Annotated in this window: 7 protein-coding genes; 5 read left to right on the top strand and 2 right to left on the bottom strand. The window is 47.6% G+C overall.

Annotation, left to right across the window (positions count from 1 at the left end; translation table 11 throughout):
- The first annotated feature begins 243 nt into the window (after positions 1 to 243).
- Positions 244 to 1,695, top strand: a complete 1,452-nt coding sequence (locus NG795_RS13760) for a bifunctional orotidine-5'-phosphate decarboxylase/orotate phosphoribosyltransferase (protein WP_367289238.1) — start codon at positions 244 to 246, stop codon at positions 1,693 to 1,695.
- Positions 1,696 to 2,189: 494 nt separating this feature from the next.
- Positions 2,190 to 4,667, top strand: a complete 2,478-nt coding sequence (locus tag NG795_RS13755) for an ATP-binding protein (protein ID WP_367289237.1) — start codon at positions 2,190 to 2,192, stop codon at positions 4,665 to 4,667.
- A 91-nt stretch (positions 4,668 to 4,758) separates the two neighbouring features.
- Here NG795_RS13755 and NG795_RS13750 read toward each other — a convergent pair whose 3' ends face one another.
- On the bottom strand, positions 4,759 to 6,042 hold the full coding sequence (locus tag NG795_RS13750) for a phospholipase D-like domain-containing protein (RefSeq protein WP_367289236.1): 1,284 nt from the start codon (positions 6,040 to 6,042) through the stop codon (positions 4,759 to 4,761).
- 334 nt (positions 6,043 to 6,376) lie between these two features.
- On the opposite strand from NG795_RS13750, the gene NG795_RS13745 reads away from it, so the two are divergent.
- Entirely contained in the window at positions 6,377 to 6,694 is a 318-nt protein-coding gene (locus tag NG795_RS13745) for a hypothetical protein (RefSeq protein WP_367289235.1), read from the top strand.
- Between the two features lie 507 nt (positions 6,695 to 7,201).
- Here NG795_RS13745 and NG795_RS13740 read toward each other — a convergent pair.
- Positions 7,202 to 10,585 carry a hybrid sensor histidine kinase/response regulator gene (locus tag NG795_RS13740; protein WP_367289234.1) on the bottom strand — a complete coding sequence of 1,128 codons (3,384 nt, stop codon included), beginning with the start codon at positions 10,583 to 10,585 and terminating at the stop codon, positions 7,202 to 7,204.
- Between the two features lie 771 nt (positions 10,586 to 11,356).
- Here NG795_RS13740 and NG795_RS13735 point away from each other — a divergent pair.
- The gene (locus NG795_RS13735; protein ID WP_367289233.1) at positions 11,357 to 12,658 is read left to right on the top strand and encodes a hypothetical protein; all 1,302 of its coding nucleotides are present in this window, start codon (positions 11,357 to 11,359) and stop codon (positions 12,656 to 12,658) included.
- A gap of 417 nt (positions 12,659 to 13,075) precedes the next feature.
- Complete coding sequence (locus tag NG795_RS13730; protein ID WP_367289232.1) at positions 13,076 to 14,080, top strand: hypothetical protein; 1,005 nt, start codon at positions 13,076 to 13,078, stop codon at positions 14,078 to 14,080.
- Positions 14,081 to 14,248: the final 168 nt, after the last annotated feature.

The raw sequence follows: 14,248 nt of genomic DNA, 5'->3' as shown, positions 1-14,248 counted from the left end.
AAATAAGCCAGAGTGAGGGCAACAACAGATTCCTCTGTTCCTACCTCGTCCGTTCATTCCCTAAGTTATACTCCATTGATATCGTAAATATCCGGTTTTAACCAGAATTCACAGGATTTGTGAATTGCAAATTGCTAATTTTAGACCGGGTTAGGCGACAATCGCCGTGGGTGATTTCCCCGGTGAGTAAAACCCGGGGAGGTGAGCAAAATTCGTGCAAAATCGATTCAATCTTCACCCATTATGATTAATTTTAGCGATAAATTGCAAAGTGCGATCGAGCGCAATAATAGCCTACTGTGCGTGGGACTCGACCCTGATCCCGAAGCCCTACCCCCCCGATTCGGGACCCCGGATAACCCCGCCACGGTGATCGCGCAGTTGACAGATTGGCTGCATTTTATCATTGCCCAAACTGCTGAACTGGTCTGTGCCTACAAACCAACCCTCGGATTTTACACCGCCTTGGGTGCGGAGGGCCTTAATTTATTGCAGCAAATTTTACAAGCGATTCCCCGTTCCCTCCCGGTGATTTTAGATGTCAAACACTCGGATTTGAACAGTAGTACCGTATTTGCCCAGACAATTTTTGAACGCTGGCAAGTGGATGCCGTGACCCTGAGTCCCTATCCCGGGCAAGATTTAGCCGCCCCATTTTTACTGTATCCCGATAAAGCCGTCTTTGTCCTGTGTCACACCTCCAATCCGGCGGCACAAATCCTGCAACATTATCCTAAAAATGACGCCCCATTATACCTGCAAATTGTCAAAGAAACCCGAACTTGGGGGACTCCGGAACAGGTCGCAGTCGAGGTGGGAACCAATACGCCAGAAGTCTTGAAACGAGTCCGGTCCGTTGCTCCAGAACGGCTGATTCTCGCCCGCAGTATCTGGTCCGAAGGAACAGTTTTAGCTAACATTCTCAAAGCCGGTTTAAACAGTCAAGGAGATGGTTTAATCCTGCCGGTTCCCCAAGATTATTTAAGTAGTGAAAATGCCGGTTCCCTAATTTTAGGGCTGCGAGAAACGATTAATCAAGTGAGAGTTCGCATCCCCTCGGAGGCACAAGCTTGTCCCGTGTGGTTTCCAGATATTCCCGCCACTGATGCTCATCCCCATACGGATTTAATTCTGCAACTCTATGATTTGGGTTGCATCATGTTTGGAGAATATGTCCAAGCATCCGGGGAAACTTTTCCCTATTATGTTGACTTGCGAACAATTATCTCAAATCCGCAAATTTTTGATAAAATTATTGGTGCTTATGCTGAGGTTTTAAAAACTCTCAAATTTGACAGGATTGCCGGAATTCCCTACGGGGCATTACCCACGGCAACGGGACTCTCTTTGCGGTTGAATTATCCGATGATTTTTCCTCGGAAAGAAGTGAAAGCACATGGAACAAGACGGTTAGTGGAAGGTCACTTTAATCCCGGGGAAACCGTGGTGGTGGTGGATGATATTTTAATCAGTGGAAAAAGTGCGATGGAAGGGGCGCAAAAGCTGCAATCGACCGGGTTGAAGGTGGAGGATATTGTGGTCTTTATCGACCATGAAAAAGGGGTGAAACAGCGATTAAAAGACAATGGGTATCAAGCACATTCGGTCTTGACTCTTTCGGAAATTGCCGAAACTCTTTATGATGCAGGGCGCATCACCGACTGCCAATTCCAGTTTTTTAAAGAGTCCCATTAATTCCTCTTGGGAAACTTGGATTTTGCCCGATGATGCGGGTAGATTCGGCCATTGACTCCCTGTATAGCCCACAAGGGACGAGAGGGATTCGGGGGTTGGAGGGGTGATCACGGGGGAAACTCGCTGTCCTGGGGCTGCAAAAGGGCGATCGCAGCCGATTCCGTTGCCCCCTCTCACAAACCCGAGATTTCAGCTACAGGGGGCGATCGGTCTGGGTTTTGCTAATCCTGAACCCTCTGGGCTTCCCCGGTTTTCTGACACAATTGGGACTCGCCAAATCAGGAGATTAAGAATTGTTACAAAAAGATTTTTTTCCTCGAAAAGTAAAGTACGAGCCAACGGTTATGATAAAATTTTAAGAAAATATTAAGCAAAATAACCGGCTAAAATAAACCGTCCAATGCAATAACCCGAAAGGCCCAATTTCCTCTTTCTTTAAACCCAGTTGTCGTAAAACACGGTCCTAGATTCACCCAGACAGTCGGAGAATTCAGATGATGCAGTCAGAAACACTAAGTTGGGCAAACTACGAACGAGAACCGATCCAAAGTCCCGGTTTAATCCAACCCCACGGGATCCTATTTGTCTTGTCAACGGAGCTCAATATATTACAAGTTAGCAACAATACCGTTAAGTTTTTTGGACGCCCACCGGAAACGTTTCTGGACCAACCTTTAGAGACTTTACTGGATGCCACTCAGATCAATGTTATCAAAGAATCTATCAATTATCAGACGTTGGGGAGTATCAATCCTCTCAACATAACGATTCATACGGACTGGAAAACCCTCTACTTTGATGGCATCATTCATCATTCTCATCCCGATTGTTTAATTTTAGAACTCGAACCCGCTCTTTCTCCGAAAACGGTGGGATTTTTAAGCTTTTATAAGTTAGTCGAAGCGGCTGCATCGACGATTCAAAATTCCAAAAATTTTCAACAACTCTGCGAGTTTGTGGTCAAAGAAATTAGGAATATTACGGGATTTGACCGGGTAATGCTCTATCGGTTTGACCCTGCCGGACATGGAACGGTTTTGGCTGAGGAAAAACTGGAGTCTATGAACTCTTGGTTAAACTTAAATTATCCGGCGGAGGATATTCCCCCCCAGGCCAGACAACTTTATTCAATTAATTTGCTTCGCTTAATTGCCGATGTCAACTACAAGCCGGTTGCCATTGTTCCGACAATTAATCCCCTAGACAAAAGACCCCTTGACTTGAGCCATTCGGTTCTTCGCAGTGTGTCCCCTTGTCATATCGAGTATCTTCAAAATATGAAGGTTCGGGCATCAATGTCGATCTCGATTGTCAAAGAGGGGAAACTGTGGGGACTGGTTGCCTGCCATCATAACTCCCCCAAATATGTGTCTTATGAAGTGAGGAAAGCCTGCGAATTCTTTGGTAAGGTGATGGCATTGGAACTCCGGTCTAAAGAAGATGATAGCTTTTATGAATATCGCCTGCAATTGCAAGCCACCACGGCAAAATTAGTCGAATATATGTCAAGGGAGACTAATTTTATTGACGGATTAGTAAAGTTTCAACCGAACTTACTGAATCTGGTCAGGGCTGATGGGGCGGTAATTTATTTTAAAGAAACCTATCAGCAAGTGGGGAATACTCCCAGTCGCGATCGCATTGAGCGGCTGATTCATTGGTTGGAACAACAGAACTTTCCCACCGTTTATCATACAGATTCCCTAGCGAGTGTTTATCCAGAAGCGGAAACTTATAAAGATATTGCTAGTGGATTGCTGGCGGTGGTGATTTCCAAAGAACCCAAGCATTATGTGTTATGGTTTAGAACCGAGGTGGTTCATCAAGTCAGTTGGGCGGGAGACCCGAATACCCCCTTTGAACTGTTACCGGGCAGAAATCCTCGACTGCATCCTCGAAAATCCTTTGAAGTGTGGCAAGAACTGGTCAAATTAACGTCTTTACCCTGGAAACCCTGTGAAATTGAGGCGGCATTAGACCTCAAAAATGCGATCGTCACCATCGTTCTGCGGCAAGCGGATGAACTGGCTAAATTAAATGTCGCCTTGCAGCAATCCGAAGCGAAAACCCAGGAAAAAGCCAATCAGCTTGCCAAAGCCTTGCAAGAACTCCAACGGACCCAAACCCAGTTAATCGAACAAGAAAAGATGTCGGAGCTGGGGGAATTAATTGCCAGTATTGCTGCGGAAATTACGAATCCGATTAATTTCATCACGGGAAATATTTCTCATGCTCAGGAGTATGCTGAGGATTTATTAAATCTCTTGTATCTTTATCAACAGCACTATCCTGAACCTGTCCCAGAAATCTTAGAAACCATAGAATCAATCGACCTGGAATTTACTTCCCAAGATTTTTCCAACATGATTGAATCGATGAAAGGGGGGGCGGAACGCATTCGAGATTTAGTTCATGCCTTGCGAAATTTCATGCGCTTGAATGAATCTGACTTGAAAGCGGTGGACATTCACGAGGGAATTAATAGCACGTTATTGATTTTACAACATCGATTAAAAGGGAAAGGGGGTTTGCCGGGAATTCAAATTGTCAAAGCTTATGGAAACCTACCCGAGGTGGAGTGCTATCCCAGCCAACTCAATCAAGTGTTTATGAATCTGTTCTCCAATGCGATCGATGCGTTAGAGTTCCACCCCAATCACCCGGGACAAAAAACCATTTTGATTCGCACGGAAGCCCTGGGAGGCGATCGCGTCTTAATTAGTATTGCCGATAATGGGATGGGGATTAACCCCACCCTTCAAGACCAAATCTTTGAGCCGTTTTTTACCACTAAATCCACAAAAAAATCCATCGGGGTTGGGTTGGCGATCGCCAAGGAAGTTGTCGTGGAGAAACATCAAGGTGAGATTCGCTGTATTTCCGAACTGTCCCAGGGTGCCGAGTTTATCCTGGAAATTCCCACCAAACAGTCTTATCCAACTCCTGTTCAAGCGGTTGATGCCGCCGGATAAACCCCTGAGCACTAGAAATGTTTGTAGTGACTCCTTGATTGAGTCATCTTAAGAAACCCCTGAAGGGGTTACTACAAACGCAGGAATTGCACTAAAGTTGCCATTCAAAGAAGCGAACGGTTTGTCCCACCATTCGCTTCCAGAGCGCTCGCTTGCGCCAATCTTCCAAACTGGCTACTTTGGATTTAGAAAAACCCCGTTGAAAAATTTGCTCAACTTCTTTTAAAACATTCGGTTCCCCGGTGGAAAAATCTAATTCATCGTTATGAAAAAAACTGCGGGGGTCGAAATTGGCACTTCCGGTGGTCATCCAGCGATCGTCTATTAATAATAGCTTAGCATGGGTCATACTCGGTTGATATTCATAGATTTCAATGCCTGCGGCTAACAGGGGTCCATATCCTTCATAAGAAGCGTAATAAACCTTCTTTTTATCACTTACTGAACTGGTGGTGAGAATTTTGACATCCAACCCACTCTTTTTGGCTGCAATCAGCAAATCCCGGGAATTCAGGTCCGGAAAAAAATAGGGACTCGCCAACCAAATTCGCTTTCGGGCCGCTAATAAACTGGTTTGAAATAAAGCTCGAATCGGGGAAAATCGGTAAGTGGGATTAAATGAAGGAGTCACGAGGGTAATTGGCTTCTGTGCCGGGTCTTTTTTAAACGTTTCTGGACCGAGATTTGATACCCCACTCGCATAAGTCCAATGCTGAACAAAGACCCCTTCTAATACAGCAACAATCTCTCCTTCTAAACGAAATTCACAATCAAACCACGGTTCTTTTTCTCCGGAACCGGACTCGCCGTCCCAAAAATCGGAAATTCCTGCACCTCCAATATAGGCCACTTTACTATCAATCGCGAGTAATTTTCGGTGGGTTCTCCCGGCATAATCCGCAGGAGCTTTCCAATCAAAGGGATTGAAAAACAGCACTTTAACTCCGGCAGATTTTAAGCGGTTCCAATATTTATCGGAAATTTTTTTACTACCATAGCTATCTACCAGTAATTGAACCTCCACTCCCGCTGCGGCGCGCTCGGCAATGGCGGCGGCAAAGTCGTTGGCTCGTCGTCCCGGGGTGATGAAAAAGGTTTCAAAATGGATAGAATGTTTTGCCTTGGCGATCGCATCAAGTCTGACTTGTTGAATCGTGGGGGAATCATTCCAAACATCGGTAATTAAAGCGGAGGTGATTAGAGAATTGGATAAGCTTGCTTGGGCGATGGTAAAGCGGGGTTCTCCCGGAGTCGGCGGATTTTTCACCTTGTATTCTACGCGATCGCGAAAGGTTCCGCGAATATACAGCGCAATCAGGAGAAGTATCGCCAGGACAATAATTGTTCCGAGAATCCATACAAGTACCGAATTCATTGTTTCTCCTCGTCATTTTCCGGCTTAATCTCACTATATGACTCTACTTTTCCTCTAATATTGCCGTGAGCTTCACCGTTTGGGGATTGACTCGGATATTTTGGAACATCTCTAGTCCGGAGACTAGATGTCCCATAGCCTCTCACCTCAATTCCCTCCCCCCGCCCGTTTCAGCACTCGCAATTTTAGAAGTGAGTTTATCACATAGATTAAGCTATTTTAATTATTATTGACGAAATAGATATTTTATGTATCTATCTAAGGATAGAGTCCCAACTTTTGATCAAAAGACAGACCCAATCCCGCCCATTTTATTCCGAAATTAGGTCGCAATATGAGCAGCATTCAACCCAGACAATGGATTAAAGCAACAGCCCTGTTACTCGGTATCATCTTAGCTTTGAGCTTAACATTTCCCGCCCAAGCCTTAGTCTGTCGCACCCTGGGCGATCGCTCTGTCTGCATTGTGCGGATTCAGCGCAGTGCTAAATATCATTGGGAATATCGAGTTGCCCTTCGCCTTGACGGGGTAGATCAACCTTTGGAACGCTACAACTGTCGCGATCGCCTTCGAGTCCAAACCAATGGGACGCGAGTTTCCTTTGATGAAGATGGAGTGGGAGATCTGATTTGTCGCCTGCTTAAATCCTAATCCATCGATTTACAGGGGTGCAATTCTGCGGTAGCATCTCAAGAATAAAAAGAGACCTAACCCCCCACAGCCCCCGAACCACCTCTGATCAGGCCCTCTCCTACAAGGAGAGGGAGAATAAGGAAATTTTTTTATTGCTGTACGGGGGAGAAGAGGAAGAAATGGTTTTTTAGGTTAATCCACCGGACCTGATCTAACAAGTCTTGCAGCAGTTGAACAATTACTCCCACTCCTGAATACTGTTGTTCAAATAATTTAGACCAGCGGATAACTGGGGATGGTGCTATTTTTTACCCGGCCATTTTGTCCCCATTTCCGTGAGAGCAGAAAACATTAAATAGAGAATTAACGCCCCCATACAGGTCATAAAAACTAGCCAATCGTGACTCATCAAAAACTCCCGGTTTTACCAACAAGCGTTAAGAAACTGGATTTCTGACATGAATCGGGGATGTTCAGGATTACCCCTATCCCAGGTTGGGGTAATTTATAGAATCCCCCGACTTGCTACTCCGAGTCAACCCCTTGATCGGTTTGGAGAAGTTTAGCGATCGCCTCAATGAACAGATCCGGCTCAATGGGTTTAGATAAATGTAACTGAAAACCGGCTAAAAGAGCTTGTTGACGATCTAGTTCACTGGCATAAGCAGTGAGGGCGATCGCCGGAATTTTGCCCCCGAGTTCTGGAGGAAATGAGCGCACCTGACGCATCAACATATAGCCATCCATATCGGGCATTCCGATATCACAAACCAGCAGATCATAGGGATTGTGATTCAAAGCAATCAGTGCCTCAGCAGCAGTGGCGCAGGAAGTCACCTGTGCTTGAGATTCCTCCAACGTAAAAGCAGCCAACTCCCGCAGATCCGGTTCATCATCCACCAGCAGCACCCGCAGGCCCTGTAAATTCTCCATCCGACCCACCGGGGGGCGATCTTCCGCATCAGGGGTGGGTTCCACAGACATCAGGGGTAAATGGACCGTAAAGGTTGACCCTAAGCCCTCACCGGGACTTTCTGCCATCACTGAACCCCCATGCTGTTCCACAATATAGCGGACGATCGCCAATCCCAAACCCAGACCCCCAAAAGAGCGCGTTGTCCCGCCATCTTCCTGGCGAAAATATTCAAACACATAAGGCAGAAACTGGGTAGCAATCCCTTTTCCCGTATCCTTGACCTGAATCTGAGCCATTGAATCCACCTGGCCTAAAATCACCTCAATTTGCCCATTAGCCGGGGTAAATTTCACCGCATTAGAGAGCAGATTCCAGAGCACTTGTTGGAGGCGAATCACATCACCGGCAACGGGACTCATCTTTGCCTCAAAGCGCGTTTCGATGTGAATAGATTTCGCCTCCGCTGCCAAGCTTACGGTTTCTAGCGCACCCGTGATGGTCGAAGTTAAATTAACAGGTTGGACATTCAGGGTTAATTTGCCCCGCAGAATCCGAGAAACATCGAGTAAATCCTCAATTAATTGAGTTTGTAAGAGGGCATTGCGCTCGATGGTTTCCAAGGCTTTATCAATAGTTTTCTGATCAAACTTGCGAGAACGGAGCAACTTGGCCCAGCCTAAAATCGGATTCAGGGGCGATCGCAATTCATGAGAGAGGACCGCTAAAAATTCATCCTTAATCCGGTTAGCGGATTCCGCATCTTCTCTGGCGGCTCGTTCGCGCTTGAGGAGTTGTTCGCGCTCTTCTTCCATCTGTTTGCGCTGGGTCAAATCCAGGACAAAAGCGATCGCCTTATCCTCGGTTTCTTCTAACCGGGCCGCCCCGAGTAATACCGGGACCCGACGACCATCAGCGCGGATACATTCCATTTCAAAGGGAGTGAACGCCCCAGTTTCTTGTAATTCCTGACTGATGCGGCGATCGCCCTCAAAATATTCTGGAGGAGCAATTTGCAGCCATTGGATTTTACCCGAGGCTAAATCAGTGCGAGTATAGCCCATCATCTGAAGAAATTCATCATTGGCTTCAATCACTGGACCTTCAATTTCCACCACGATCGCCCCAATAATATTGGATTCCACCAAGCGGCGAAATTTTGCCTCACTTTGCCGTAACTCCGCCTCAGCGCGATCGCGTTCTTGGGTGCGTCGAACCAGGCGATCGCGCATCGTCCCAAACACCAAAGATAAATTCGCCAGTTCCGTAATATTGCTATCCGGCAGAGGTGCCATTGAATTGCCCTTGCCTAACTCTTGTGCGGCAAATGCCAGAGTTCTCAGGGGGTGGGTCAAGCGGTGAGAGAGGAACCCCCCGATCGCCAACGAAGCCGTTGCCACGGACAACAGCACCGCAAAATCCCGCTCCCGTCTAACATTTAGGGCCCCTAACACTTCATCTGCCGGACGTTCTACAATTGCACCCCAGCCAAAATCCGGGACTCGGGCATATCCCACCAATTCTCGGACGGGTCCATTCCAGTAGCTGAGTTTACCCAAGGAAATAGAACTGTTCAAAAGGGCAGCCACCGGAGGCACTTGGGCGAAGTTCGCAAAGGAATTGACCAACTCGACATTCGGATGAGCAATCACCCGTCCTTTGGTATCAACCAGATAAGCTTTCAGATTCGTATCTGCCGCCATCCGACCGAGTTGATCCGTAATCCGTGACGAGGCGATCGAACCGGAGAGAGCCCCGGCAAATTCTCCCTGAGAATTTTTGATCGGCACCAGAAAAAATGCCACCGGCAGATTCACGGTTCTACCCACCTGGAAATTCAGAATAGGCTGGGCCGTCAGGCGTGCCTGTTGAAACGAGGCCATCTCCCGAATTGAGGGACCCAGGGGCCGGTTATCGCTGCGGGCAATTTCCTGACCATTGGCATTAAAGGTACTTAACACCTGAATATCAGGATAAGCCCCATGAACGACTTGGAGGAGAGCCTGCTGTTGTTCCGGCTCCATTTCCGCCAATCCGGGCTGATTCCCCAGAGCAATCAGCGCGGAATTGTGCAGGTTGATATAGGTGGCGATATCTTGAGAGAGGGCAACTGCCAGGGACTGCTGGACCGTCAGGGAGTGATCGATAATCGCTTGCTCTTGGGGAAGGGACACCAGGGTAGTTAAAGAAACCAGAGGTAAGGTAACGATGCCAATCGAGGCGACGGCAACTCGGGTTTGTAACGAATGCGGATCAAGTCGGTTCAGGCGCTTGCCAATCCCGGGGAGGAATGCCAAAGCCGTTCCCAATGCCGCGTAGGAGAGTACCCCATTCCAAAGAGAAAACCCCATCCCCAGAATCCAGGTCCAAAGGAAGATCCCGGCGAAGAAATGCACCCCTTGAAACAGCCAGCGAGGGACTTTCGGATAAAGCTGAACCCCGACAACACTCATGCCGATCGCTAAATAGAGGAGGGCGTAGGGGATTCGGTACGAAGGCAGCACCGGGGACAAGGACTCCTGTAATGCTGGATTCAACAGGATGAGAAACAGCAGCGCTTCGATCGCCATTCTCAATCCCATTGCCACAGCAAACAGGTCGATCGCCCCAGTCTGCGCCTCCCTCTGCCTATATCTACGCTCATCCTCATTGCCTAGAAACGGGGCGATCGCCAGCGCCAATCCCAAGATTAACGCCCCCACCACCTCCATCAAGTTACCCCCAGAGGCATATCCGATGCCAATCTGGAACAACACCACCCCCGCCATCAGATGAGCGCCCAGGATACTCCACCGCAGGGGTAGCAGGGTCGCCACCCCAATCAACCCAGCGCCCACCATCACTTGCAACGCGCCCAACTCCGTCACATAAGATTGAAACGGGGCAAAAATATCGCTGGCGACCTTGTGTGGCAACATCAGCATCAATGTTCCCCGGATAGCAAGATAAATGCCAATAAACCATTGAAGTGTATCAATCCGAATAGGGCGTTTCATCAAGTTTTCTCGTCAATGGTGAATGATGGAACCCAGGGCATCAGGTGAATCGCCAGTTTGGGAGCAGGTCAATCGAATACGGCCAAATTTTTCTGGGGTGTGAACTTATGATTTTAGCATGGACAGCAGAGGCTAGACTTGGCACTCGACCCTCCTAGGACCCCGGTATGGATTGAGTTAAAAGTAGTGGGCACTGCCCACCTTTCTGTGCAGGTGGGCATTGCCCACCCTACTAGCGCGTCCAGCTTAAAATTGTGGGTTCTATCCCTCCTAACCCGCCTTGCCAAGGCGGGAACTCAGAAATTTTTACCCACAATTTTAGCCTAGACGTGCTACTACTCGTTTTTAAAGACCTATCACAACCGAATTCCGTATTATGAGCAGACATTTGGTCAAGAACCCCGGTTTCCAACTCAGTCTAAACCGACTCGACTCATCATGTCCGCGAAAAACTCAAAACTTATGGAATCTTTAATATTAAGCGCTAAATGTAGAGGCGATTCGCTTGCTCGCCTCTACATTTATCTGGAATTTTCAAAATCTGCCTAAATCCTGTCACAGTTGTCACCCCTAGAAGATTTGCAGCAGTTGCCTGGACAAATTCTGCCGAAAGCAGACGCCCAATAAGCTTTTCTAGGCTCTAACTTCCCTGAATATAGCCAGGGTATTGCCTTGACTATAGACTTTTAAATGAGCGCTAATTAATCGTGATGTTATCGCCAATCATGCTAATATTTCAAATATTTATGTTAAAATTTGGGTCAAGTGGTCGTGCAAACTTATTTAAGTTACCCTCAACTATTTCTCTTTGCTTATGACCGACAGGTTCCCGGTTCTGAAGGGGGAAATGGGAACAACTGGGATGCGTTACGCGATCGCCTGCAAATTCATCCCGAGGCGAATCAACCGGGCGATCGCGATTATCTGTTTCGCAACCCCCATGGACAAGGGTTTTACCTCCGCTATGCCATGGGAGATACCCAAAGTCTGATGGTCGCATTGATGCCTCATTCTGAAGAAACCACCGATATTACCCTCTTATCTCGCTTTCGCCAAACCCTGGATGTTTCTGCCAATTTGGGCAAAACTTGGCTAATTTTAGGCTATGTCAACAGTCGCTCAGATTCAGCTCATTTTCAAGCCGCTCACGCCGCCTATCAAGGATTTTATCCCTCCAAATCTGTTCCGGCTTTTCATCCTAGCAAATTGCTGAATTGTTCATTGTTTGAGGTCCGGGACTCTCCTCAATATGGGAAGAATCATGACCCAGAACTTGAAGGGGTTATGATTTGTATTTGCCCTTCAAAATCTGCATTAAAGCGAATCACTGACTTATATTCCGAGTGGTTGTGGTTATTTTTAAATCGCCATCAAATTGGGTCTGCCTATCGCAACAGTCAACTCATCCAAACCGCCTTAGAAAAACAAGGGATTTTCAGAACTGGAGCTATTTTACCTGAACTCCCCGAACTCATGCGATCGTCCCTGGGGGCCCTTCAAAATTTGCCCAATCTCCAATCGCAATGGTCTCAAACTCTCCTCATTTTAGCACAACATCGCGCGGGAGTGGCAGGATTAGAAACCCAGCGCCATGCTTTAAGTACCCATTTAAGAGAGTATGAGAAACGGTTGCAGCGGATTCAAGAGCAACTCAAGGATGACATGGCCACCAGTGACTTAAAAGTTTGGGTTGAATTTAGAGATTATATCGCCCCCCAATATCAAGCGGAAGTCGAACAACAATGGCGGGGATTTAAAATGGGATTGCAGGGTCGAGAACAATCTCTACAAGACATAGAAGCAGTGCTAAACCGTGCTCAAATGAAAGAACGCGATCGCCGGATGGAAAATGCGATCGCTGCTGCTGCAATGGGAGTCAGCACCACCACGGCATCGACCCTTTCTCTAACTCAGACGATATCCCAAATATCGCCATCCGAATCCCCAGGTGAATTCACACCCACTCAGATTGGATTAAATTATGGATTAGTATTTTTCCCCAGTATTTTCCTGGGAATGCTGTTTGCAGGAATGAGTTGGATGGGATTAAATCGCTGGCGATCGCCTCGTTGAAACTCCCCCTCAATTCCCCCTACTGCACTTTTCATCCCGGGGATTCAAACTAAATCTATCCACAGGAGGATGTCAACTCGCCCTGTCAGCAAATTAGTCTTAAGTGGCTTGAATGCTTAGGCGATCGCTGCAATCCTAGCACCTGAATTCTCAGGGGGATTCCTGAAAAAAATCCTCGGACTCTTCTGATTCCTCAATCCCCAGTTCTCCCCAGGATCAAACTATGCCTACAGAGGATTGGCAACCCCTCATTTCATCTCTTACTCTAAAACAAGACTAACCCAGTTTTTACTCCTTAGATTCCCGAGTCTCTAACTTATTATATTTTCAGTGGTGCATCCCCCTGAAAGAGAACGGGTTCTCAGTTCCATTAACAAGCAACCCTAAGTTACCAGTCAAACTCAACAAAACATAACCATGCAACCTGTTAATCTCTCTAAAATAGTTTTGGCAAGTGCCTGTACATTGAGTGTACTGACTGTGCCTTTATTCAATCTCCCCGGTTTTGCTCAAACCTCACCCGATGGCATGGGAACGACTTCCCCCACAGCACCTGCCGGGACCGATCCCGAGGGAACCACCGATTTGGAAAACACGGACCCTTATTATACCAATCCTGACCCTTATACCACGGACCCTGAAGGAGTAACCCCTCCCGAAACGACGGACCCAGAAGGAACAACGGATTTTGAGACAACCACCCCTGAGACAACCGACCCTTATACCACCGACCCTTATACCACCTCACCGGAGGGCACCCCAACTCCCGACACCTTTGACTCGGATCCGACTCAACCCGATGGTACTCTAACCCCAGGTGCAACCCCAGGTACAACCCCAGGTACAACCCCAGGTACAACCCCAGGTACAACCCCAGGTACAACCCCAGGTATGTCTCCGGATATGACAACCCCAGGTATGTCTCCGGATATGACAACCCCAGGTACGACTCCCGGTACTACCAGTCCAGGTACGACTCCGGGTACTACCAGTCCAGGGATGATGTCTCCAAGTACGACTCCAGGGACAACCACACCCGATACGACTCCGGGTACGACTACCAGTCCAGGGATGATGTCTCCAGGTACGACTCCGGGTACGACTACCAGTCCAAATCTGACCGATCCAGGCACAACTCCGAGCACAACTCCCGGAGGTACAATGATTGTACCGCCTGCGACGACGACACCGCGTACAACGACACCGAATACAACGACGACACCCGGTAGTACCACCATTATCGAGCGTACCAATACCGAAACTACAACGACCCCAGGGACAACCCGTTCAGCGACTCAAACAGTCCGAACCCGCGATCGCTCCCCGAATTGGGGACTTTTCGGGTTACCTGGACTCATCGGTTTAGCGGGTCTAGCAAATCTGTGGCGTCGTAATCGCCGACCCGCAGTTCACTCTCGCTAACCATTCGGGATAAGTTTTGAATACAAGAAACGCCTGAAGTAGTTATCTTAGTTCAACGTCACGACTTCAGTCGTTATCCAAGTTCAACGTCACGACTTCAGTCGTTCTTAATTGTTCGTAGTAACGACTTCAGTCGTTCTTAATTGTTCGTAGTAACGACTTCAGTCG

It is taken from the genome of Laspinema palackyanum D2c (genome assembly GCF_025370875.1).
In the GTDB taxonomy this organism is placed as follows: domain Bacteria; phylum Cyanobacteriota; class Cyanobacteriia; order Cyanobacteriales; family Laspinemataceae; genus Laspinema; species Laspinema palackyanum.
This window is presented reverse-complemented; position numbering and strand designations above follow the sequence as displayed.